This is a genomic window from Pseudomonas batumici, from assembly GCF_000820515.1.
In the GTDB taxonomy this organism is placed as follows: Bacteria; Pseudomonadota; Gammaproteobacteria; order Pseudomonadales; family Pseudomonadaceae; genus Aquipseudomonas; species Aquipseudomonas batumici.
This window is the reverse complement of record NZ_JXDG01000021.1, coordinates 1-21,637: the sequence shown is the minus strand read 5'-3', so window position 1 is coordinate 21,637 and position 21,637 is coordinate 1. Positions and strand designations below refer to the sequence as shown.

22 protein-coding genes and 1 pseudogene are annotated in these 21,637 nt (G+C 60.8%); 7 read left to right on the top strand and 16 right to left on the bottom strand.

Annotated elements, in window-relative coordinates; translation table 11 throughout:
* Positions 1-51: 51 nt before the first annotated feature.
* Positions 52-990: a LysR family transcriptional regulator gene (locus UCMB321_RS09860; protein WP_040065916.1), complete on the bottom strand. Its 939-nt coding sequence runs from the start codon at positions 988-990 to the stop codon at positions 52-54.
* Between the two features lie 159 nt (positions 991-1,149).
* On the opposite strand from UCMB321_RS09860, the gene UCMB321_RS09855 reads away from it, so the two are divergent.
* Together UCMB321_RS09855 and UCMB321_RS09850 are read left to right on the top strand one after the other, a co-directional pair.
* A complete protein-coding gene (locus UCMB321_RS09855) occupies positions 1,150-1,782 on the top strand; it encodes a glutathione S-transferase family protein (protein WP_040066084.1) in 633 nt (210 codons plus the stop codon).
* A gap of 53 nt (positions 1,783-1,835) precedes the next feature.
* Positions 1,836-2,201 carry a nuclear transport factor 2 family protein gene (locus UCMB321_RS09850; RefSeq protein ID WP_040065914.1) on the top strand — a complete coding sequence of 122 codons (366 nt, stop codon included), beginning with the start codon at positions 1,836-1,838 and terminating at the stop codon, positions 2,199-2,201.
* Positions 2,202-2,228: 27 nt separating this feature from the next.
* Here UCMB321_RS09850 and UCMB321_RS09845 read toward each other — a convergent pair whose 3' ends face one another.
* From UCMB321_RS09845 to UCMB321_RS09805, 9 genes are all read right to left on the bottom strand, one after another.
* Positions 2,229-2,441, bottom strand: coding sequence for a DUF1059 domain-containing protein (locus UCMB321_RS09845; RefSeq protein WP_040065912.1), 213 nt, complete (start codon positions 2,439-2,441; stop codon positions 2,229-2,231).
* A 202-nt stretch (positions 2,442-2,643) separates the two neighbouring features.
* Positions 2,644-3,564 (bottom strand): LysR family transcriptional regulator, encoded by a 921-nt coding sequence (locus UCMB321_RS09840; protein ID WP_040065910.1) that lies wholly within the window; start codon positions 3,562-3,564, stop codon positions 2,644-2,646.
* 140 nt (positions 3,565-3,704) lie between these two features.
* Positions 3,705-4,895: a cyanate transporter gene (locus UCMB321_RS09835; protein ID WP_040065908.1), complete on the bottom strand. Its 1,191-nt coding sequence runs from the start codon at positions 4,893-4,895 to the stop codon at positions 3,705-3,707.
* A 94-nt stretch (positions 4,896-4,989) separates the two neighbouring features.
* Positions 4,990-5,892 carry an HlyD family secretion protein gene (locus UCMB321_RS09830; RefSeq protein ID WP_040065906.1) on the bottom strand — a complete coding sequence of 301 codons (903 nt, stop codon included), beginning with the start codon at positions 5,890-5,892 and terminating at the stop codon, positions 4,990-4,992.
* Positions 5,889-6,641: an ABC transporter ATP-binding protein gene (locus UCMB321_RS09825; protein ID WP_040065904.1), complete on the bottom strand. Its 753-nt coding sequence runs from the start codon at positions 6,639-6,641 to the stop codon at positions 5,889-5,891. The genes UCMB321_RS09830 and UCMB321_RS09825 overlap by 4 nt, the downstream gene beginning before the upstream one ends.
* A 9-nt stretch (positions 6,642-6,650) precedes the next feature.
* Entirely contained in the window at positions 6,651-7,784 is a 1,134-nt protein-coding gene (locus tag UCMB321_RS09820) for an ABC transporter permease (protein ID WP_040065902.1), read from the bottom strand.
* Positions 7,784-9,202: an efflux transporter outer membrane subunit gene (locus UCMB321_RS09815; protein WP_052451118.1), complete on the bottom strand. Its 1,419-nt coding sequence runs from the start codon at positions 9,200-9,202 to the stop codon at positions 7,784-7,786. The genes UCMB321_RS09820 and UCMB321_RS09815 overlap by 1 nt, the downstream gene beginning before the upstream one ends.
* Before the next feature lie 177 nt (positions 9,203-9,379).
* Entirely contained in the window at positions 9,380-9,937 is a 558-nt protein-coding gene (gene mug / locus UCMB321_RS09810) for a G/U mismatch-specific DNA glycosylase (protein WP_052451122.1), read from the bottom strand.
* 45 nt (positions 9,938-9,982) lie between these two features.
* The gene (locus UCMB321_RS09805) at positions 9,983-10,606 is read right to left on the bottom strand and encodes a TetR/AcrR family transcriptional regulator (RefSeq protein WP_040065898.1); all 624 of its coding nucleotides are present in this window, start codon (positions 10,604-10,606) and stop codon (positions 9,983-9,985) included.
* 254 nt (positions 10,607-10,860) lie between these two features.
* Here UCMB321_RS09805 and UCMB321_RS09800 point away from each other — a divergent pair, with 254 nt between their 5' ends.
* From UCMB321_RS09800 to UCMB321_RS09780, 5 genes are all read left to right on the top strand, one after another.
* Positions 10,861-12,000 (top strand): HlyD family secretion protein, encoded by a 1,140-nt coding sequence (locus UCMB321_RS09800; RefSeq protein ID WP_040065896.1) that lies wholly within the window; start codon positions 10,861-10,863, stop codon positions 11,998-12,000.
* A complete protein-coding gene (locus tag UCMB321_RS09795) occupies positions 11,997-13,496 on the top strand; it encodes an MFS transporter (protein ID WP_040065893.1) in 1,500 nt (499 codons plus the stop codon). Before UCMB321_RS09800 ends, UCMB321_RS09795 begins: the two co-directional genes overlap by 4 nt.
* A gap of 19 nt (positions 13,497-13,515) precedes the next feature.
* Entirely contained in the window at positions 13,516-14,982 is a 1,467-nt protein-coding gene (locus tag UCMB321_RS09790; protein WP_040065891.1) for an efflux transporter outer membrane subunit, read from the top strand.
* A 74-nt stretch (positions 14,983-15,056) separates the two neighbouring features.
* Complete coding sequence (locus UCMB321_RS09785) at positions 15,057-15,998, top strand: aldo/keto reductase (RefSeq protein ID WP_040065889.1); 942 nt, start codon at positions 15,057-15,059, stop codon at positions 15,996-15,998.
* 103 nt (positions 15,999-16,101) lie between these two features.
* Positions 16,102-17,037 carry a LysR family transcriptional regulator gene (locus UCMB321_RS09780; RefSeq protein ID WP_040066080.1) on the top strand — a complete coding sequence of 312 codons (936 nt, stop codon included), beginning with the start codon at positions 16,102-16,104 and terminating at the stop codon, positions 17,035-17,037.
* Between the two features lie 65 nt (positions 17,038-17,102).
* Here UCMB321_RS09780 and UCMB321_RS09775 read toward each other — a convergent pair whose 3' ends face one another.
* The 6 genes and pseudogenes from UCMB321_RS09775 to UCMB321_RS09750 all read right to left on the bottom strand — a co-directional run.
* Positions 17,103-17,375 carry a DUF2790 domain-containing protein gene (locus tag UCMB321_RS09775; protein ID WP_040065886.1) on the bottom strand — a complete coding sequence of 91 codons (273 nt, stop codon included), beginning with the start codon at positions 17,373-17,375 and terminating at the stop codon, positions 17,103-17,105.
* Positions 17,376-17,675: 300 nt separating this feature from the next.
* Positions 17,676-18,467, bottom strand: coding sequence for an ABC transporter ATP-binding protein (locus UCMB321_RS09770; RefSeq protein WP_040065884.1), 792 nt, complete (start codon positions 18,465-18,467; stop codon positions 17,676-17,678).
* Between the two features lie 18 nt (positions 18,468-18,485).
* The gene (locus tag UCMB321_RS09765) at positions 18,486-19,223 is read right to left on the bottom strand and encodes an ABC transporter permease (protein ID WP_040065882.1); all 738 of its coding nucleotides are present in this window, start codon (positions 19,221-19,223) and stop codon (positions 18,486-18,488) included.
* 18 nt (positions 19,224-19,241) lie between these two features.
* Positions 19,242-19,958, bottom strand: a complete 717-nt coding sequence (locus tag UCMB321_RS09760; RefSeq protein ID WP_040065879.1) for an ABC transporter permease — start codon at positions 19,956-19,958, stop codon at positions 19,242-19,244.
* Positions 19,959-20,025: 67 nt separating this feature from the next.
* Positions 20,026-20,790, bottom strand: coding sequence for a transporter substrate-binding domain-containing protein (locus UCMB321_RS09755; protein WP_209437152.1), 765 nt, complete (start codon positions 20,788-20,790; stop codon positions 20,026-20,028).
* A gap of 295 nt (positions 20,791-21,085) precedes the next feature.
* A pseudogene (locus UCMB321_RS09750) lies at positions 21,086-21,637 on the bottom strand (urocanate hydratase); the annotation flags it as partial.

Here is a 21,637-nt window from a genome sequence, read left to right as displayed (position 1 = left end):
ATCAGCCCTTGTTGCTCGATAGATTCCAGAAACCGCGTCTCTGCACCGGCTTTATGGCCTCTGCTCCAGAACCGTCTCGGCTCTCCATTGCGCCGCGGCAAGCCTGGAGGTAAAGAAATCGGCCAAGGCGCTTACCTTCGCCGGCCGTGCACGAGCCGTGGGGGTCACGAAATAAAGTCCCCCTTCAGGCAAGCGCCAATCGGTCAACAGCGGCTCGAGCTGCTGGTCGCGCAAATACTGTGTGGCGATGAACTCGGGGATCTCGGTGATGGCCTGTCCGGCAAGGACGGTGGGCAACAAGGCTTCCACGCTCGTTGCCCGCAAGCCGCCGGTGGGCACGACCGTGCATTCCTCGGCGCTCCTGGTGTGAGTAAAGCGCCAGACGTCACGTCTGTTCCTGTTGATGTAGCTCAGGCACGGGTGGGCACCCAGCTCGCTCGGGTGTTGGGGGCGACCATGGCGGGACAGGTAGTCAGGGGACGCGACCAGGAACCTGCGCACCGGGGCAATGAGACGCGCGACGAGTGACGAGTCTTCCATGACGGCGATGCGCAGGGCGGCGTCAAAGCCCTCGCCAATCAAGTCGGCTTGCGCGTCCGTGGAATGCAGGTCGATGGAGATGTCCGGATAGATCCGAAAGAACTCGGGCAGCAACGGGGCGACCCAGCGAGCTCCGAAGGAGAGCGGCACCGCGAGCTTTACCAGGCCACGGGGGCGGCTCGCGGTCTCACGGGCGAAGTCCTCGGCTTCCTCGGCCTGCGCGTAGAGGCTTGCCGCTCGCTCGGCGAGCGAGCGGCCATAGTCCGTGAGCGCAAGTCGTCGGGAGGTGCGGTTGAACAATCGACCTCCCAACCGCTCTTCAAGACGGCTGACGGCCCGCGAGACCGTCGCCACCGAGACCCCCATGGCGGTCGCCGCCGCCGCAAACGAACCTTCTTCGGCGACCTTCCCGAACATCGCAAACCCTTCGAAATCTGGCAGCTTGGACATGGCATTCCTGCAACGATGGTTTTCATTCATTTCTATTTCGAAAAATAGCGCACGGCCATAGATTTGTCTCACCCAACGGCCTTTGACGCAGCCTGCATCGCGACTACGAAGCGCTTCGGCGGCGGCGGGTTCGTCAATCAAATGAAAGAGGATATGACCATGCTTGAAGTGTATGCATTTGCCACGCCCAACAGCCTCAAGGTTTCCATCGCGCTGGAGGAGTTGGGGTTGGACTACCGGCTCGTCCCCGTCAATTTGCGTCAGGGGGAGCAGAAGGGCGAAACCTTCCGAGCCTTGAATCCCAACGCCAAGGTGCCCGTTCTGGTTGACCGCTCCTCCGAGCCAGGCGTCGACGATGTGGTGCTCGGCGAGTCCGCCGCCATCCTGGTCTACCTCGCGGAGAAAACCGGGCAACTGTTGGCGAAGGAGGGTCTTCCTCGCGGCAAGGTGTTCGAACAACTCTTCTTCCATGCGTCCGGTGTGAGTCCCGCGTTCCTGCAGGCGTTCCTGGCCAATCTGCAGTCGCCACCACAACCCGAGGCCCAGGCGCGTGCTCTCTTGGAAGTGAATCGAGTGCTTGGGGTGCTCAACCAGCACCTTGAGCAGCGTCCTTATGTGGCTGGCGAGACCTACAGCATTGCGGATATCGCCCATTTCGGCTGGGTGTGGCGTCACCAGGCAATCGGCGCCTCTCTCGCCGAGTTCCCGTTCGTGACGCGCTGGTACGAAGAAATCTCGGCGCGACCCGCAGTCGTGACGGCCATCAACAAGACCTTGGCGCTTGCTCAATAACTCCGCACTACCTCCGGAATCGGGTCAACAGTCAATCACTGAGGAAAACCATCATGAATGCTCGCATCAATGAACTGCTGCTTCGCAACCTTCAGGAAGTCTTTGGTGAAGGCGACGCGCGTCGTCGCCGTGAGGCCATCGAGGCGCTGTACACGGAGGATTGCCAGATCTACGTGCCGCCGGGCGTATTGGTCGGGCACGACGCGCTCGATCAATTTGCCGGAGATCTTCGCGCGACGCACCCGCACTTCGTGTACACCCCGCACAGCAAGCCGCAGGCGCTCCACAACGGTGGGCGCCTGGCTTGGGGTTCCGGTCCGCGCGGCGAGTCACCGGACTACACGGGGTGGGATGTGATCATCGCTCGCGATGGGAAGATAGCGGCGCTCTATGTCTTTCTCGATACCTCTCCCACCTGAAACCCGGTAGCGTCGGCGCGGGCCATGTTAAGCGGGACGCGGTGCTTCAACAGGCGGGGTGCCGTCGTGAAACATCGTCTTCAGTTGGGCCCGCAGTTCCGGTGAGTCGGTGTGTTTGTGGACGCTGACCGCATGCTGTGCAGCGGCCTCGAGCAGTTCGCTTTCAGAGTCCGCGGACAGCGCGACCGAGCATTTGGAAGCGCTTGGAAACTCGCGGCAGTCGATGTATTTGCGCGCCATGATCCTCTTCTCCCTACGATGAAGGCAGGCCGTGGCCTGCGTGAACGATCACTCGACGCGCCACCCCCTGGACCAAACGCAATTGCCTGTCGCATCGAATGGGCCGATTCGTAAAGACTAGTATAGGTCTGCTGCCGGGCTCATATCGCCTGGTTCAGTGGGGTTGCCTGGTGTTTTTCGGCCAGCGCCGGGGACTGAACACCTAGGCGCAGACCTTGGCAATCTGCTCGCGCAGCCAGGTATTGGCACTGTTTTGTCCGGCGTTCCTGTCCCATAGCATGTCTATTGTGAAACTGGGCAAGCCCGCCGGCGCTTTACAAGAGACGAACCGGGTCTCGTCGCCAATCAATCGCTGGATGCGCCGGGGCAAGGTGAGCACCAGGTCGGTCCCGTTGATCATCTTGAGGGCCGCCACATAACTGTTGGTACGGGCGACAATCTGCCGGGTATAACCCTGTTTGCCGAGCCAGCCATCCACCATATTGGTATCTGACGTCCAAGGCGTGGGGAAAATATGCTGGCGCGCAACAAAGGTTTCCAGATTGAACTTGTTATCGGGCGGCGTGAAGCGCTTGTCGACGACACAGACCAGGTCGTCATCCAGCAATATTTTTGATTTGAAACCCTTGGCGTCTTGATGAAAGTTAGGGCCGGCACAAATAACCAGGTCAATACGACCATCCACCAGTTTTTCGACGGGAACATCTTTGTGGAATTTATGCGTGTTTACGATGATGGGGAGGTTGTCCTTGATAAAGCCCTTCAACAGGTTGGGGAGAATCAGTAGTTCGAAATATTCAGGGGCGCAGATATTGAAAGTGATCTCTTTTTGAGTCGGGTCAAATGCTTTTGCTTCGGAATGACACAGGTTGATGCTATTTATGATGTGGGTCACATGGCTGTACATGCTGGTGGCCTTGCTGGTTGGCCACATGGCGTTGCGGGTGTTGATGAACAGCTCATCCTCGAAGCTGGTGCGCAGCTTTTTCAGGCAGTAGCTCACGGTGGACTGGCTGACACAAAGGGTTTCGGAGGCCTCGGTAACGCTGCTTTGCTCATAGATTGCGACGAATACCATCAGGTCCTGCATGTCCAGTTTTCTGAGCAAATTGCTATTGAGCATAAAATCCGTCTCGATAAAAATCCATAAGCGCTACGTTTGTTCATGTTTATAGAAAGCCGCCTATTTGTATATTAGTGGATGACATTTATTTTTTAAATGACCTCTGGGGGACCGCCTCAATATATAAGGACCCGCGACGACTATTGGATATGCCGTGCATAATGCTTCGGGTCGAAGCGCAGGACCATCACGATCATCACCGCCATCACCGCGGCCAGTGACCACCAGGCCCACTCGAAGCTGCCCAACTGGTCGCGAATCACCCCGGCAATCAGCGGTGAGAGCCCGGCGATCAGGTAGCCGATACCTTGTACGAAGGCGGTCAGGCCACCGGCACGGCGCGGGTTGTCCAGGTGATCGAGGGAGACGATCAGGCTCATCGGGAACAACCCGCCGATCCCCAGGCCCAGCAGGCACGGCCACAGCAGGGTAAAGCGTTCCGGGCTGAGGATCAGTCCGCAGAAACCGGCGATGATCAGGGCCAGCAACACCGCCAGCACTCGGCGTTTGTCCTGGCTGCGATTGGCGATCGCCGGGGTGACCAGCCCGGACACGACCTCCATGGCGGTCAGCAGGCCCAGCAGCAGACCCGCGCTCTGTTCGCTCCAGCCTTTTTCCACGTAATAGGGTGCCAGCCAGGCCAGCACACAGGTATAGGAGGCCGTGCCGAGGCCGAAGAAGACCGCCAGCAACCAGGCCCGTGAGTTACCGACGAACGACTCCTGGCGGCTGCCCGTCGGTGCCTCCGGCAAGGGCGGGACCGTCGAGCGCTGGGCGAACCAGATGACCAGGGCCACCAGCGCCAGCAGCGCCCAGATGGCCAGGCTGATCCGCCAGTTCCCGGTCTGTGCCAGGACGAACGGCGAGAACGACGCCGCGACCGCCGCGCCGCCCATGATCGAGGTGACGTAGAGCCCCATGAACAGCGACACGTTGTTGCCGAAGCGTGACTTGATCAGCGCCGGCATCACCGCCTGGATCAGGGCGATGCCGAGTCCCGCCAGGACCGCGCTCAGGATTAGCCCGACGGTGCTGTCCAGGTACAGCCGCGAAGCCGTCGCCAGGCCGATGACCAGCAAGGACAGGACGATGGTGCGGTGCTCGCCGAAGCGCAGGGCGATGCGCATCCCGAGGAACATCGCCAGGCCCATCGCCATGACCGGCAGCATGGTCAGCAACGAGGCGGCGCTGAAACTCAAGGGGATATCCCCACGAATCGCCGATAGCAGGGGCCCGACAGCGGCCATGGAAGGCCTCAGGTTGAGGGCAACCAACACCACACTGACCATCAGCCAGGCGGCGTGTGTGCTTGAAGCTCGAACATTTTCCATGGGTGAGCCTTGGTCGATAAAGCGCTGATTAGGCCATCCCGGGGGTGTGGGAGCAATTTGATAAGTCGCGCGGGCTATCGAGAAATTAGGATGATCAGGACCCGAAACGCACCAGCATGCGCTGCCCTACGCGTAGCGACGGTGGCGGTGGCTGGTCGAAAGCCAATACGCATTCGACTGTGCGCATATTGGCACGTATCAGCGGATCCTCTTCGAGCGTGCTGCTACCCAATACGCTACTGATGCGCAGCACATGGGCGGACAGCGGCGGTAGACCGCTGCCGCTGTCGTCCGTGATCTCGGCTTTCATTCCGGGGAGTACCGCGCCAGTAAAAGACTCGTTCAACTCGGCCCGCACGATGCGCGCTTCGTCCGGCAACAGCACGAAGGTTGGCCCCGATTGTGGTGACGCGGTGGCACCAGGTTGGATCAGGCGACGGACCACCTCGGCGTCGATAGGGGCATGCAGGCTGCGTTGCGCCAGTTCATAGCGCGCGGCAGTGAGCTTTCGTGCCGCTACTGCGGCGTCCGTGCGATTATTTTCAATTTCGTCGCGCAATTGTTGCGCGGCTTCGCGAGCCTCATCGGCACTCTGGCTGTCGCCTGCACCCGCCGCCGCGGCATCGGCCAGTCGCTTGGCTTTCAGCTCGGTAAACTTGATTCGTCTCTCCAGCTGCTTCGCTTGAACCTGGACCTGTTGTTGCTCGGTCTGCGCCGCACTCACTGCCAGGCTTGCCAGATCGCTGTCCAGCGAGGCGAGCAACTGACCTTTGCGGACGTGGTCGCCTTCGCGCACCTTGATATCGGTCACCACGCCTTCGCGGGCCATGCCAAGCTTGAGCAAGCCCCCTTCAACATCGATACGACCGCGTGCAACCGCCACAGGTGTCGAGGTGGCGGAAATGGCCTTTGAAGGTGCGTCGTCACGGGGGCAGCCTGTCAGCAACGAGGTAGCGGTCAGCACAACGAGCCATGAGCAAAACGAACGCGAGTTCATGCGAGATGTTCCTTGATACCGGCAGCATTGGCCGGTCGGGGGGGCGGGGTATGGTCGTTCAGGATGCGGCCGTCCTCTATGCTCAAGACACGGTCGACATGACTGACCAGGCGAGGGTCGTGGCTGACACACAGCACGGTCGTGCCGTGCGTGCGCGCAATTCTGTGCAAGATATCGATGACGATCTGGCCGTTGGCGGCGTCCAGGGCGCTGGTCGGTTCGTCGGCAAACAGCAACTCAGGCTCTTTTGCCACCGCGCGGGCAATGGCCACGCGCTGCTTTTCGCCACCGGACAGCTCGGCCGGGCGCAGTCGCATGCGCGGACCCAGGCCGACCTCTTCCAGCGCCTGTATGGCACGCCTTTGCGCATCCTTTGCGGTCAGTCCGAGGTAGCTCAGGGGCAGTTCGACCTGCTGCAGTGCGGTCAAGGCCGGAAACAGATTGAATCCCTGGAAGACGAATCCCGTGTGCTGCAGGCGGAAGCGTTCCAGCGCCCGTGCATCGAGCCCCTCCAGATTTTGACCCAATGCCGTAACGCCGCCTTGGTCGGGTGCTTGCAAACCGCTGAGAATGGCAAGCAAGGTGCTTTTCCCGCAGCCGGAAGGCCCCGATATCAGGGTCAACTCGCCGGGCCGTATGTCCAGTGTGATGTTGTGCAGTACGGTGCTGACGACGCGCCCCGAGGTAAACGATTTGCTGATGCCCCTGGCCTGAAGCGAGATCGGTGTTGCCGATGGTGGGTTTGACATGATCTCTCTTTATCTCAACAGGCTCGCCGGGTCGGCGTGGCGTAATGTACGGATGGCGGCAAGACCGGATACCACCACCAATCCCATGCTCAGGGCCAGGCAAGCGATGGCCACGACAGGGGAGAGCGCCACCGGTACGTTGTAGCGCCCGGCAAGGGCAAACAGAACGCAAGCCACAAGGCTGCTGCCCAGCAGGCCCAGGGCTCCGACCCAGAACGCCTGCTCCATCACGACTCTGCGCAAGGCGCCTACGCCTACGCCAAGTGCGTTCAATGTCGCGTATTCGCGGATCGAGCCGATGACGGCGGCAACCAGTGTCTGACTGGTGATCACGGCACCGACCAGGAACACGATGGCGGCCAGGAACAGTACGCCGGCACCGGCACCGGTATCGAACATCCAATACATCTGCGAGCGGTGGGCGAAACTTTGCGCGGTCCACACGTCGTAGCTGCCGAACGCCGTGGCGTCGCGCAGGCGGGCGGCAACCGCATCCGCCTGGTCAGGGTCGCGTACCTTGGCCACCAGATAGGTAATACGATCGCCAATGGTTGCGGAGGTATCGAGTTGGCGAGCCGTCGACAATGAGGTCACGACGTTCACGCCGCCCAGCGCCCGTAGCCCATTGGTGACGCCTACCACGCGCACGCGACGACCGTTGATAGCCGCTGTATCACCTATGCTGACACCCAGGCTGTCGAGATCGGCTCGATCAACGATGACCGCGTCCGCCTCGTTCAAGCGCGCGCGTAGTTCGGCAGGCAGTACGTGCTCAAACATCAGGCATTGGGGGCTGGCATCGATACCGGAGACAAATACGGACACGCCACCGGTGTCGCGTGCGCCGCGCCAGTCGGCATCCACCCAGCGGAAAGGTTCCACCCGAAGCACATCCGGATCCATGCGCAAGCGCATCTCCACACCGCTATCAATCGACCGGCCGAGATTGACGCTTTGCGTACCGGGATAACCGACCCAAAGGTCGGCCGAGGAGCCGGTGATATAAACGCTGGCGCTGCCGAAGATACCGAGTACCAGTGCCGCCTGGAGCAGTTGCAGCAAACCGGCAAAGCCGACGGCAATCATCGCGGGCAGGAAGCGGCGCCACTCATAAAGCAGTGTTTGGCGGGCGAGCGCGACCATCAGTGGGTTTCCTTCATGGTTTCGGTCGGCAACGGCGCGCCCCCGAGTGCTTTGTATAAGGCGACGTAGGCAATATTACGATCGGCACTGGCACGGGCGACCTGCAGCAGGGCACGGTGCTTTTCAATCTGGACATTCTCCAGCTCCAGCTGGCTCAGCAGCCCCAGTCGTGCTCGCTGCTGTAACGCATCCAGGCGGGTTTGAGCGGCAGCGCAAGCCTCCAGGGAGGATTGCTCGCGCAGGCGCAATTGCTCCAGGTCTCCCAGGGCTGTTTCGGCTTCGGCTACGCCCTGCAATACGGCCTGCCGATAGGCCAGGACCGCCGCTTGCAGCTGGTGATTTTTGGCTTCTGCATTGGCCAGGCGTTGGCCCCAGTCGAACAAGGGGATACTGATCCCCGGTCCATACGAGAAGATGCTATCGCCGCTACGGGCGTGTTTGCGATTGCTCGCAATGTTCAGCGACCACTGCAGTGAGCTACCCAGACTGATGTGAGGGTAAATATCGGCCCGGCTCATGCCGAGATCTCCCGCAGCCCGGATCACCTCTGCCTCGGCGCCGGCAATTTCCGGGCGCGTACGCAACAAGTCGGCCGGAACACTGTTCAGTTGCCATTGGCCGAGTTTCAGTTGCGGTCTTGGACGCAGCCATCGAGGGTCCGGCGCGTTCTGGCCCAACAGGACGGCCAGCTGTTGCGCATTGCTGTTTATCGCCTGTCGCGGCTCGGTCAGAGCCATCTGCGCCTGAGCCAGCTCAGCCTGGGCGCCTGCGATCTCGGAGGGTGCCGCCAGCTTGAGTCGTTCGCGAACAAGCAACAGCCTCAGTTTTTCATGCTGGGCCTCTTGGATATCGCCCAGGAAACTTTCCATCTGTTGCGCCGAGCGCAGCTCGATCCAGCGTCGACTGACTTCTGCAACCAACGATACCTGTGCCAAGCGCAGGTCGGCTTTCATCCGTTCCTCGTTTCCCAGGGCGAGGCGATCGGCACTTTGTTTCGCACCAAACAATGGAAGTTCCCATTGAGCGTCGAAACCTATCAGGAAGTAAGAAGTACTGGTGTCAGGGCTTACGGCGTCCTTGGTCCGGATACCCAGCGAAGGCAGATACGGGTCCTGGGCATGTTGACTCAGCAGCCTTGTTGCACGTAATCGCTCCACTGCCTGGGCAACGTCCAGATTATTTTGTAATGCCCGCTCAATCAGCGCGTCCAGCTCCGGGTCGCCGAATGCCTGCCACCATTTATTCAGTTCCGGATGTAGAGGCAAAACACTGGGCGGCGCATTGCGCCAAGCGTCGGGTGTCGGAGGTTTCAGCTGAGGCAACGGGGCTACCGAGCAACCGGTAAGCAAAATTAGCACTAGTGATAGAGCGCACAGACTCTGACCGGAATCCAGTCGGCTAAAAGGTTTGATAGTCATCACCACGAAGTGCAGGTTTTATTCTATGAGATTGCTTCGGAGCAGCAATCAGGCATGAATAGGGGGCGTGCGATACTTTCCCGCACTTCGGTGTATGGTTCTGTATGAAGAATGTAAAAGTTTGTATTTCTGAGGTGTGCGGGAGCGATTGGATAAATAGCGCAGGCTATCGAGAAATCAGGGGCGGGCGTTCTCCAGGACCGAGGGGTGCTTGAAACGCGACTGCGCTTCGCCTGCGGCCAAATGGAGCTGGCGGTACGCGACAACCAGTTGATCAAGACTGAATGCACGGTTGCGCCCACTGGGGTTGGGCAGGATCCATACCGCGGCATTGCCAAAGGTTTTTGACTGAAGCCCCCAGGCGACTTCTCGTTGGCCGGATAACCCGCAATACGCGGCCTTGCCGAGAAATGCCACGTAGCGTGGTGCATAGCGCGCGATCTTTTGCTCGAAGGTCGCGGTGGCAGCAATGAATTCATTTGCAGACAGCTGATCGGCCCGCGCCGTCGGCCGTTCAACCACGGCCGTCAATCCACAGCCATGTTGCAGGATCGTCCGATCATTTTCCGGGCGGACTTCCTCCGGCGTAAAGCCGGCGAGATGCAAGGTGCGCCAGAAGCGATTGTTTCTGCCCGCGAAGTGATGCCCCTGGGCAGCAGCCATCAGCCCCGGGTTGATGCCGCAGAAAATCACCGCAAGCTGTTCAGCAAGAATATCGTCGAGTCCTTCAGCCACCGCACACCTCATCATCCCGGCAGGTGCCGGGCGATCCATTCGATTTCACCCGCAGATCACCTTGACCGCCTGGCGTGCCAGTTCCGTCAGTTCAGCCCGGGATTTGCCCGCCCGCGCCCGTATCGAAAGGCTATGCAGCAGGGAGGAGGCGAGCACCGCGAGGGCTTCCGGGTCGGCATCGCCATTCAATTCTCCGGAGTCGACGGCTGCTCGCAAACGCGTTTCGAGATCGGCGTCGAGCCGGTCGAGGCGATCGGCAAGGATGTCGCGTATTTCAGGATCCTCGACCGCCTCGGTGGTGGCGGTGCCGATCGCAAAGCAGCCGCGGGGCTGACCGTCGCCCGAGAAGTAGATCGACAACTGCCCCTCGTAGAAACCCATCAGTGCCTCGCGCAAGGTCAGCTTGCTGTCCATCAGCGCCTCGTGCACGGCAGCCGAGGCCTGCGCCCAGTACTCCTCGAACGCCTTGATATAGAGCGCGTGCTTGTCGCCGAACGCCGCGTAGAGACTGGGACGGTTCATGCCCGCGGCAGTGGCGATGCTGTCCAGGGATGCGCCGGAGTACCCGGTGCTCCAGAACACCCCAAGGGCTTGCTGCAACGCTGTCTGCGGGTCATACGCGCGGGGCCGGCCGCGGCCTTTGCCCTCGCTGATTTTATTTTGTGCCATGTTGTACAAAAATCCTTGAGTGAAAGCCGGTGTGGGGATATTCTTACACCATCGCACAAAATTAAGGAACCAGAAGTTCCTGGATTTCAGGTTTGTTGTGGCGGAGCTCGAACCGGGTGGTGCTGCGATGAAACAGGTGCGGTGGAGCGATCCTCTCAACCGCGCATGGACTGCTTTCTCATAGCAACTATCGATCTCAAGGCCGCAGGTCCGTTTCTGCGGACTCGATTCCCGGTTTAAAGGTGCCTTCGATCATGACTCAACCGTTCGACATTCCCGCTTCGCAGACTTTCGAGCACCCAGGGCCGAACCCGGCCGGCGTGCGGATCCGCAAACCCTTCAAGGAGCGAGTACGGCCCCTGCTGATGGTGGGTGTCCCGGCGCTCTTCGCGGTGGTCGGGTATGCACGCTATCTGGCGGGCGAACCCTATGTTTCGACCGATAACGCCTACGCCCGGGTGGCGAAAGCCTCGATCAACGCTCGCGTTTCCGGGCAGGTCGTGGAAATCGCGGTCGAGGACAATCAGCCGGTGCGCAAGGGCCAGGTGTTGTTTCGGATCAACCCGGAGCCGTTCCAGATCGCGGTCAACCGGGCCGAAGCCCAACTGAGCGTGGCGCGGCTGCGTATCCAGGGGCTCAAGGCCAGCTACCGGCAGCAACAGGCTGAACTGCAATCGGCCAAGGAGTCGGCCGGCTTCGACCAGAAGGAGTTGGCCCGCAAGCAGGCGCTGGTGGCGACCGAGTTCGTCTCGCGCTCGGCTTACGAGCGTGCGGACACCGACCTCAAAGTGGCCCGGCAACACGTCGCCTCGATTGAACAACAGATGGCCAGCACCGTAGTTGCGTTGAACGGTAACCCGGACATCGAAGTCGACAGCCACCCGGCGATCCGTGAGGCCAAGGCTCAGCTCGACGAGGCGCAGCTCTATCTTTCGTACGCGACGGTGTATGCGCCGGACGACGGCATCGTGGCCAAGGTCGACGATTTGCAGGTGGGCAACTACGTCAGCAACGGTGCGCCGGCCTTTGCCTTGATCGCCGATCGACGGACCTGGGTCGAGGCCAACTTCCGTGAAACGGAGGTGACCCATATGCGTCCAGGCCAGGCAGCGACCATCAGCATCGATACCTACCCTGATCACCTGTTCAAGGCCCACGTCACGAGCATGAGCCCGGGCGCCGGTTCGGACTTCGCCCTGCTGCCGCCTGAAAATGCCACCGGCAACTGGGTCAAGGTGGTGCAGCGGGTACCGGTTCGCCTCGAACTCGATGAAGTCGATCCGCACCTGCCGCTGTTCTCCGGCACCAGCGCCACGGTCAAGGTCGATACCGGTTATCGCGCGCCCTGGTGGCACCCGCTCAAGGCGCTGCTGACCGCAGGTTCTGACCAATGAACGCCAAGCCAGCGGGAAGTGCCGGGGGAGGGGGGACGCGCACGTTGAGGCTCGCCGCTCTGCTCGCGACCTATATGCAGTCGGCGAACCTGCCTTTGCCGAACGCGGTACTCAGGTTTATTCAGGGCGCCTTGTCGATGAGCGATGACCAGGCAGGTTGGGTGTTCACCTCATACCTGGCGGCGAGCGCGATCACCCTGCCTATCGCGCAGTGGCTTGCCGGGCGCCATGGCTTGAAGGTGGTGTATCAAGCGGCAATCGCCATCTTCGTCCTCGGCCTGCTGCTCACTACGCTGGCAACGACGCCGCTGGCGTTCGTCGGTGCGCGTATTGTCCAGGGCGCCGCGAGTGGGGTGCTGGCACCGCTCTCGATGGGCATTGCCCTGGAGACCTTGGCGCCTGCGCGGCGAGGAAAATTTGGCGCGGTGTTGACGGCCATCGTGCTCCTGGGGATCGCCAGTGGCCCGAGTATCGGCGGTTGGGTTGGCGAGTATTACGGGTGGCGCTCGATCTTCTACATCAGCCTTCCGCTCTCGGCCTTCATCTTTCTCGTGGTGAACCGCCTGCTTCAGGAGAAGAAGGCCGAGAAAAGCCCGCCGTTCGACTTCTTCGGCTTCGGCACCTTCACCCTGGGCATGATCGGGTTGCAGATGCTGCTCGACCGTGGTGAACGCCTCGATTGGTTTGCCTCGCCCGAGATCTGGCTGGAAGCGCTGGCCTGTGCGCTGGGGCTCTACCTGTTCGTGGTGCATGTGCTGACCGCGAAGGTGCATTTCGTCAGCAAGGGCTTGCTCAAGGATCGCAACTTCGTGCTGTCGACGCTGATCTTCTTCGCCCTCGGTTTCGTGCTGCTGTCGACCATGGCGCTGACGTCGCCGATGCTGGATGAGTTGCTCGGCTTTCCACCGATCATGACCGGCAGTTTGACGATACCGCGGGGTGTAGGGCTGGTCGGCGCCTTCATCCTGATGGGCCGTGTGCGCGAGGGGCTCGATCACCGGGCTTTTGTGGCGGCAGGCGTAGCCCTGGTGATTTATGCCAACTGGCGGATGCTGGGCTATTCGCCCTTGATGGATTGGCGGTCGGTGGCGGTTGCCGGCGCACTCCAGGGCGCCGGTCTCGGTGTGTTGATGCCGTCGCTGGGCAAAGTGGCGTTCAGCACCCTGGACCCGAAGCTGCGCCCGGAAGGCACCGGCTTTTTCAATCTGACCCGTGTCTACGGCAGCACGCTCGGTGTTGCGGTGGTGCAGCTGTTCTTCTTCAACAGCACGCAAGCGATGCACCTGGCGCTGGCCAGCCACCTGACCGCGTACCGCGCGGCGGCCCACTCGGTGACGGCATCGATGTCCTTGCCGGCACTGGCCGGGCTCAACGAAATGATCACCGGCCAGGCGGCCCTTATCGCAATCATCGACCAGTTCAAGATTTTGATGTGGGCGATGCTGCTGGTGAGTCCGTTGGTGATTTTTCTTCGCAAACCCGTTCCGACCAACTAGCTTTCGTGGAGTCTGGCAAATGAAACCCAATGCATTCGTCCTCAACAGACACCTGTTCCCCGCCAAGGTCGGTGCGGTATCGGCGGTTCTTTTCCTGGCCGCCTGTGCTGTCGGCCCTGACTACAAGGCGCCGTCGGCCAGCCTGTCGCAGCACTATGACCAACAGGCCGAGCAGCGTCTTGGCGTGGCTGGCAACCCGCCCGGTGAGCAGCACATCGACCTGGGCAAGAAGCTCAACGGTGACTGGTGGTCGGCCTTTCATTCACCCAAGCTCGACCAGCTTGTCCGTCGGGCAATCGACGGCAATCTCGAGCTGGTGGCGGCGGATGCCACCCTGCGGCAAGCGGCTTCGTCCGTGGCGGCGGCGGAGGGGGCGTTGTATCCGCAGGTCGGTTTCGGCGCCCAGGCCGGTCGCCAGCGGGTACACGTGGCCGCCGATCCTTCGGTGGCCAATTTCTACACGGTCGGGCCGCAGGTCGACTTCGACCTCGATGCGTTTGGCGGTAACAAGCGGCGGGTCGAGCAGCAAGAGGCGTTTGCCGATCTGCAGAAGCATCGCTACGAGGCGGCCTACCTGACCCTGACCGGCGATGTTGCCAGCCAGGCGCTGTTGCTCGCTTCTGCCAACGCGCAGATGGAAGCCGTCGAGAAACTGCTGGCCAATGACGCCAGGAATCTCGAGCTGGTGCGCATGGCCCACCTCAATGGCAGCACCACGCAGATCGATGTTTCACTGGCCGAGACGCGTTTGGCGCAGGACCGCACGCTATTGCCGCCACTGGCCCAGCAACGCGATTCGGCACGCCATGCACTGTCGATCCTGGCGGGAAAAGGCCCGGCGGATTGGATTGCACCTGACTTCGCGCTGGCCGAATTCGTATTGCCGGCCAACGTCCCGGTCAGCTTGCCCTCTGAAATGGCCCATGACCGGCCCGATATCCTGCAAGCGGAGGCGGACTTGCACATGGCCAGTGCTGCCGTTGGCGTAGCGACCGCGAACCTTTATCCGCACGTGTCGCTTTCCGCGTCCCTGGCGCAGGCGGCTTCGGGTAATGGCGGCGCCGCGCTCTGGGGCTTCGCCGCGGGCCTGGCGGGGCCGATCTTCGATGGCGGAACCCTCAGGGCCGAACGCCAGGCCGCCGTTGATGGCTACAAGGCGTCGTTCGCCGGCTACCAGCAGACCGTCATCAAATCGTTCGGTCAGGTCGCCGACACGCTGCAGGCGATCAACCATGACGCGCAGGAAAACCAGGCGCAGCAAGACGCATTGGGCGCTGCCGAAACCAGTTTGCGCTTGAACCAGCAAGCCTACGCGCAAGGCGAGAACAGCATTCTGCAGGTGCTGGAGGCGGAGCGCGCCTATGAGCAGGCGTTGCTGGGACAGATCCGCGTGAAGACCGCGCAGTATCTCGACACGGTGCGCTTGTTCGTGGCGCTCGGCGGTAATTCTGTGGGTGTTCTCGAGCAGAAAGTGGCCTCTCGCTGAGCGCGGCCTCCCGACATTTTATGAACGGTCACCGGCGCGGTTGCGGTTGTGGCCCCAGGCAATGGAGTAAAGGCATGACCTATTACGATACGCTTCGCGATACCCGGTTTCCTCTTGCTCACGGAACGGGTGAGATGCCCGCGGTGGGCTTTGGAACACTGTTTCGAGACCTGTCGGTGACCACCCAAGCGGTCAAGGCTGCATTGGAGGCAGGGTTTCGTCATTTCGATTGTGCGGAACGCTATCGAAACGAGGAACAGGTGGGCATTGCCCTGCAGGAAGTACTGCAGGCCGGCCAGGTTCGACGAGAAGAGCTGTTCATCACCACCAAGCTGTGGAATACCAACCATCGTCCCGAGCGGGTCGAACCGGCTTTGGCAGCCAGCTGCCGACGTCTTCAAGTCGACTATATCGATTGCTACCTGATCCATACGCCCTTTGCCTTTCAACCCGGCGATGACCAGGACCCGCGAGACGAGCAGGGGCGAGTCATCTACGACTCGGGCGTGACCTTGATCGAGACGTGGAGGGCGCTTGAGCGCCTTGTGGATGAAGGTCGATGCAAGTCCATCGGCGTGTCGGACATCACGTTGGAGGCGTTGAAAGCGCTGGTGGCTGTGGCCCGGATAAAACCGGCCGTCGTGCAGGTCGAGTCCCACCCTTACCTGCCTGAGTGGGAACTGCTCGAGTTTTGCCAGCAGCATGGAATTATCCTCCTGGCCTTTGCGCCACTCGGACATGGCATGGAACCGAACGTGTTGGAGGAACCGGTGATTACCGGCATCGCCCAGCGCTTGCAGAAGACCCCGGCTCAAGTCGCATTGGCCTGGTCGGTACAGCGGGGGACGGCTTTCCTGACCACTTCTGCGACACCGGCTCATATCCAGGAGAACTTCGATATTTCTACCTTGCCTCACCGGGCCATGGCTGAAATTCGGGAGGAGATCCAGACCCGGATACGCTTCAATTCGGTGGTGGAAACCGGGGTGCCTGGGTTTATTCCGCGCAAGAAGTGACCCATGCGCAAGGGGCGGCCTTTTCCAGGGCCGCCCCTTTTTCATGCGAGCAACGCTTCAGGCCGGGCCTATAATTTTTGACTGGATTGCCGAGGGGAAAATGATGGATGTGTTCCAGACCATGCGTTTTTTCATGGTGGTCGCGCAGAGTGGTAGCTTCACGGCGGCGGCCGGGATACTGGACACCACCACCGCCAACGTCTCCAAGGCCATCTCCAGCCTTGAGGCCAGGCTGCAGACACGGCTGATCAACCGCACGACCCGTCGCTTGGCATTGACCGAAGCCGGCCTGCGTTATCTGCAGCGCTACGAAAAAATTCTCGAGGAGGTGCGTGAGGCGGAAGACGAGGCCGGTACGGCTCAAGTCATGCCGGTCGGCCGGCTCAAGATTCACGCCATGTCGGCCATTGGCAATCACTATGTGATCCAGGCCATTGCCAAATATAGAGAGACGCACCCTTCGGTCATGTTTGACCTGGTACTGACCAATCGATTGCCGGATTTGTTGGAGGAGGGCTATGACATGTCGATTGTTCTGGCGCGGGATCTACCCGACTCAGGGTTTGTCGCTCAGCGTCTCGGTAGCACCTACAGCATTCTTTGTGCCTCGCCAGCCTACCTGGAAAAACGCGGGCGCCCCAATGTGCCGGGCGATCTTTGCGCACATGATTGCTTGAGAATCGTGAATACCGTCATGCCGGGGGAAAGCTGGACATTTGAAGGGCCCGAAGGCATGGAGATCGTCAATACCCCCTTGTCTCCCTTTCATATCAATACCGCAGACGGCATGTCCGTGGCGATAAGAAGCGGGATGGGGATTGGCATACAACCGATTGCTTCTGCCGTCGAGGGGCTGAGGAGCGGAGCGTTGGTGCGGGTACTGCCAGACTATCACCTTGAGGCGTTGAGTCTGTTTGCAATCTACCCTTCCAGGAAATTCGTCGATGCGAAGATAAAGACCTGGGTGGAGTTTCTTAAAGACGCGATGCCACGCTTGTTGGCATCCGATGAGGCAGTTGCAGGTTCACAAAAGCGATAAGGTTTTTTGAGTGTGTCCGGTGCTGCGGGGAAGGAGTGTCGACCCTCCATCGTCCACAAGAGCACTCAGCCGTTAGAGCAGCCTGTCCCCATCACGTCGTATTGCAGGATGTGGCGTTGGCCGTGGGAGTCTTCATAGGTCATTTGCACGGGCGTTGGTGCGCATTGATCCGCGGCGTCTGTGATGGCAATGACTTTTTCGATATCGGGTTTCGCTTCGTACGTGTAGGTTTCGACGGCGATCTTGCTGGTCGCTGCCGTTGAATGACTGTCGTCGGCAAACGCCTGCGCAGTTGCACTGCCAAGAACAAGAGTCAGCGCCATTTTCGAGAAGTTCATGATATTCACCGTATCGTCTGGGGGGGCTTGGCGATCGAAATGATCGTAAAGCGCATATCGGGTTTCCGATTTTTTACCTCGTGAGTCAGTTGAGGGATTCTCGACTTTCTCCTTGGGTAGAGACGATGCTAGGTGTTTGGCACCCGCTGATATAGCGGCTCACCGGACAAACACTGTTGCCGGATTCCACCTGAATGCAGGCGTGCACTGACCGCCTATGCGGAGTGACCGCGCAGAAAAGACAACGGCCCCGAAGCAGGGGCCGTTGTCTTTTCCGCGAGTCGGCTTCGCCGGGTTTGCTTACTCGGCGCTTCTCTCGTGATGGCTGGAGACGAACTGCCGGAAGCGCTCGGTAGGCAAGCCCTCGAACAGCTCGGTCGGGGTCCCCTGGACATCGATCAGGCCGCCGTGCATGAACACCACCCGGTTGGACACGTGGCGGGCAAAGCCCATTTCGTGGGTGACCACCAGCATGGTGCGGCCTTCCTCGGCCAGGGAGCGCATCACGCGCAACACTTCGCCCACCAGCTCTGGGTCGAGTGCCGAGGTCGGTTCGTCGAACAGCATCACCTGGGGGTTCATGGCCAGCGCGCGGGCGATCGCCACGCGCTGCTGCTGACCACCGGACAGGTGGGCCGGGTAATAATCGCGGCGCTCGTACAGGCCGACCTTGTGCAGCAGGGCTTCCGCTTCCTCGACACATTCGGCGCGGGAGCGTTTGAGCACCCGCATCGGGCCTTCGATGACGTTTTGCAGCACAGTCATGTGCGACCACAGGTTGAAACTCTGGAACACCATGCCCAGGCAGCTGCGCATGCGTTCGACCTGGCGGGCGTTGCTCGGGGTCTGGCGGCCGTCGGCATGCTGCTTCATTTCGATCACTTCACCGTTGACGCTGATGATGCCTTGATCGGGTGTTTCCAGCAGGTTGATGCAACGCAGGAAGGTACTTTTACCCGATCCGCTGGCACCGAGGATCGAGATCACGTCGCCCTTGTGGGCGTCCAGGGAAATACCCTTGAGGACGTGTGCGCTGCCGAAGGACTTCTGAATATTGGTCAGCGACAAGGCTGAAGCGGGCTGAGTGCTCATGGCATGCTCCGTATCAAATCAGGAATGGGTAGGCAGCGAAGGGCTGGCTTTTTTGATGACGTCGACCGGCCGCTCGCGCAAGTGCGGCGAGAGACGATATTCGAGCCAGGCGACGGCGCGGACCACCAGGTAATTCAGCACCAGATAGATCAGGGCCGCGCAAATGAACACTTCCATCGTGCGATAGGTGCGCTGGATGATCTGTTGCGCGACGCCGGTGACGTCCCAGACCGTCACCAGGCTGGCCAGCGCCGTGGACTTGACCAGCAGAATCGCTTCGGTGGAGTAGGCCGGCAGGGCCTGGCGCAGGGTGACCGGTGCAATGATCCGCAGCAGCAGTTCCCAGGGCGACATGCCGACGGCCTTGCCCGCTTCGATCTGCCCCTGTGGCACGCTGAGCAGCCCGCCGCGAATGATTTCGGCGGTGTAGCCGGCGGTGCACAAGGCCAGTGAAATCACCGCGCAGCCGTAGGGCGACTTGAGCAGGACCCAGGCGAAGCTGTCGCGAATGGCCGGGAACTGGCCCAGGCCGTAGTAGATCAGGAACATTTGAATCAGCAGCGGCGTACCGCGAAACAACATGATGTAGAAGCGCGCCGGATAGCTGAAAAACCACCAGCGGCTGACCCGCAGGCTGACAATGCCTACCGACAGGGTAAGGCCGATCACCAATGAACTGAAAAACAGTGTCAGCGTTGTGGGCAGCGCTGCCAGAAGCTTGAGCATGGTGTCAGCGAGGAACGGAAAATCGATCATGGGTGGCGCTCCTCGAACCTAGACTGGGCTGCGTTGCCGCGTGCGACGCACGCGAGCCTCGGCGATGTTGAAAAGCCGACCGGACAGGCCGGTGAGAATCAGGTACACGGCGCCCCCGATGATATAGAACGTGAAATATTGACGAGTGGACCCGGCCGCGACCTGGCTGGCCCGCATCAATTCCACCAGGCCGATGACTGAAATCAGTGCCGAGTCTTTCAGGCTCATTTGCCAGACATTGCCCAGCCCGGGCAAGGCGAAGCGCAGCACCTGGGGAATCAGAATCCGTTTGAAACGCATGGCCCGGCTCATGCCGATGGCCAGTCCGGCTTCCAGTTCGCCCCGCGATACCGCGAGAAAGGCGCCACGGTAGACTTCCGCCTGATAGGAGCCGGAAATCAGCCCGACCGCCAAGGCACCGACCAGGAAGGGCGGTACGTCGATATAGCCTTCACCGCCGAACCAGTGGCCGACCGCCGTCACCACACTGGCTCCGCCAAAGTAGAACAGGTAGATCACCAGCAACTCGGGGATGCCCCTGAACAGGATCGAATACAGGTCCCCCAGCCAGCGCAGGCTGCGCCGACGGGAGAGCTTGGCAGCCGCGACCAGGCTGCCGAATACCGCACCCACCAGCAGGGCTGCCAGGGTCAATACCACGGTCATGCCCGCTGCCTGGAGCAGCGCCATTCCCCAGCCTGAGTCACCGAAACTGAGTAGCTGCAAGAGGTTCATAGAGGGTCCCACTTATGAAAAGGGTTAACACGGCCCGGCAACCTTCAGGGTGCCGGGCCATCCAGAATCACTGCTTAGGGGTGAGGTCTGCCTTGAACCATTTTTCGCTCAATTTCTTGATCGTGCCATCCGCCATGGCTTCCTTGAGAGCGGCGTCGAACTTGGCCTTGAGCTCCGGGTCCTTCTGACGGAAGCCCAGCGCTTCGCCTTCACCCCAGATCGGGCCCTTGATGACCGGGCCGGTGAAGACCAGCGGTTTGTTCTCAGGCTTGTCCATTACCGAGTTGAAGAAGGTCACATCGTCGAACGCGACGTCGATGCGGCCGGCGAGCAGGTCGAGAATGGCTTCGGCCGAGCTGCCGTACTCACGAATGGTCGCCACATCCTTGAAGTTCTGATCGATGAATGTGGTGTAGATGGTGCCGGAGGCGATACCAATGGTCTTGCCCTTGAGCGCCTTGCGCAGCTCTTCAACGCCGGCACGTACTTCCTTGGCATCGGTCCCCAGGGTGATGGCGGATTCGGCACCGGTCTTGCCCGGCAACAGATCGGTTTTCAGCGCGACGAAGCTGGCTGGTGTCTGGGCGTAAGGTGTCGAGAAGGCCATGACCTTCTGGCGCTCTTCGTTGATGACGATGGCGTCCATCAGCACGTCGAATTTACCGGCATTGAGGCTGGCGATCATCCCGTCCCAGTTCTGTACGACCAAGTTGCACTTGAGCTTCATGCGCGGGCAGATGACATCCATCAGTTCCGGTTCGAAGCCGCCGATCTTTCCACCTGGCAGCGTCAGGTTCCAGGGCTCATAGGCGCCCTCGGTGGCAATATTCACCGAGGTCCATTCCTTGGCCTGCACAGCCGAAGCCGAGGCCAGAACCAGTGCACTGAGCGCTACAGAACCCAACCAGCTTGATTTTTTCGACATCTTGATACTTCCTGCCTAATCAATGGAATGTTGCGAACTGATCCGGCTCAGGCCGAATCTCCTTTGCCGGTGTGCACAACGGTTGCCGTGCACACCGGACAAAACCCTAAAAGCCAACCTGCCTGTTCAGCCGGTTAATTCGCACCCATAAGGGACTCAGCCCGGACGGCTGTCCCCTCTCCATGTGCCCCTGGCCGACCGATCAACCGGTGATCATCGGCAGGTTCAGGCCTTGCTCCTTCGCGCAGTCGATGGCGATCTGGTAACCGGCATCGGCGTGACGCATGACCCCGGTGGCCGGGTCGTTGTGCAGTACGCGGGCAATCCGCTCGGCCGCCTCGTCGGTACCGTCACAGACAATCACCATGCCCGAGTGCTGGGAGAAGCCCATGCCGACGCCGCCGCCGTGGTGCAGCGAGACCCAGGTCGCACCGCTGGCGGTGTTGAGCAAGGCGTTGAGCAGTGGCCAGTCGGACACGGCATCGGAACCGTCCTGCATCGACTCGGTTTCGCGGTTCGGGCTGGACACGGAACCGGAGTCCAGGTGGTCGCGGCCGATCACGATCGGCGCCGACAGCTCGCCGCTACGGACCATTTCGTTGAACGCCAGGCCGAGCTTGGCGCGCAGGCCCAGGCCGACCCAGCAGATCCGCGCCGGCAGACCCTGGAAGCTGATGCGCTCGCGAGCCATGTCCAGCCAGTTGTGCAGGTGGGCGTCGTCCGGGATCAGTTCCTTGACCTTGGCGTCGGTCTT

Bases quoted from the DNA above. Each gene is read 5' to 3' on its own strand.
- UCMB321_RS09855 (WP_040066084.1), top strand. From the start codon at position 1,150: ATGCTTGAAGTGTATGCATTTGCCACGCCCAACAGCCTCAAGGTTTCC.
- UCMB321_RS09760 (WP_040065879.1), bottom strand. From the start codon at position 19,958: ATGAACCTCTTGCAGCTACTCAGTTTCGGTGACTCAGGCTGGGGAATG.
- UCMB321_RS09770 (WP_040065884.1), bottom strand. From the start codon at position 18,467: ATGAGCACTCAGCCCGCTTCAGCCTTGTCGCTGACCAATATTCAGAAG.
- UCMB321_RS09780 (WP_040066080.1), top strand. From the start codon at position 16,102: ATGGATGTGTTCCAGACCATGCGTTTTTTCATGGTGGTCGCGCAGAGT.
- UCMB321_RS09850 (WP_040065914.1), top strand. From the start codon at position 1,836: ATGAATGCTCGCATCAATGAACTGCTGCTTCGCAACCTTCAGGAAGTC.
- UCMB321_RS09765 (WP_040065882.1), bottom strand. From the start codon at position 19,223: ATGATCGATTTTCCGTTCCTCGCTGACACCATGCTCAAGCTTCTGGCA.
- UCMB321_RS09790 (WP_040065891.1), top strand. From the start codon at position 13,516: ATGAAACCCAATGCATTCGTCCTCAACAGACACCTGTTCCCCGCCAAG.
- UCMB321_RS09795 (WP_040065893.1), top strand. From the start codon at position 11,997: ATGAACGCCAAGCCAGCGGGAAGTGCCGGGGGAGGGGGGACGCGCACG.
- UCMB321_RS09785 (WP_040065889.1), top strand. From the start codon at position 15,057: ATGACCTATTACGATACGCTTCGCGATACCCGGTTTCCTCTTGCTCAC.
- UCMB321_RS09860 (WP_040065916.1), bottom strand. From the start codon at position 990: ATGTCCAAGCTGCCAGATTTCGAAGGGTTTGCGATGTTCGGGAAGGTC.
- UCMB321_RS09845 (WP_040065912.1), bottom strand. From the start codon at position 2,441: ATGGCGCGCAAATACATCGACTGCCGCGAGTTTCCAAGCGCTTCCAAA.
- UCMB321_RS09835 (WP_040065908.1), bottom strand. From the start codon at position 4,895: ATGGAAAATGTTCGAGCTTCAAGCACACACGCCGCCTGGCTGATGGTC.
- UCMB321_RS09775 (WP_040065886.1), bottom strand. From the start codon at position 17,375: ATGAACTTCTCGAAAATGGCGCTGACTCTTGTTCTTGGCAGTGCAACT.
- UCMB321_RS09840 (WP_040065910.1), bottom strand. From the start codon at position 3,564: ATGCTCAATAGCAATTTGCTCAGAAAACTGGACATGCAGGACCTGATG.
- UCMB321_RS09805 (WP_040065898.1), bottom strand. From the start codon at position 10,606: ATGGCACAAAATAAAATCAGCGAGGGCAAAGGCCGCGGCCGGCCCCGC.
- UCMB321_RS09830 (WP_040065906.1), bottom strand. From the start codon at position 5,892: ATGAACTCGCGTTCGTTTTGCTCATGGCTCGTTGTGCTGACCGCTACC.
- UCMB321_RS09820 (WP_040065902.1), bottom strand. From the start codon at position 7,784: ATGGTCGCGCTCGCCCGCCAAACACTGCTTTATGAGTGGCGCCGCTTC.
- UCMB321_RS09815 (WP_052451118.1), bottom strand. From the start codon at position 9,202: ATGACTATCAAACCTTTTAGCCGACTGGATTCCGGTCAGAGTCTGTGC.
- UCMB321_RS09825 (WP_040065904.1), bottom strand. From the start codon at position 6,641: ATGTCAAACCCACCATCGGCAACACCGATCTCGCTTCAGGCCAGGGGC.
- UCMB321_RS09800 (WP_040065896.1), top strand. From the start codon at position 10,861: ATGACTCAACCGTTCGACATTCCCGCTTCGCAGACTTTCGAGCACCCA.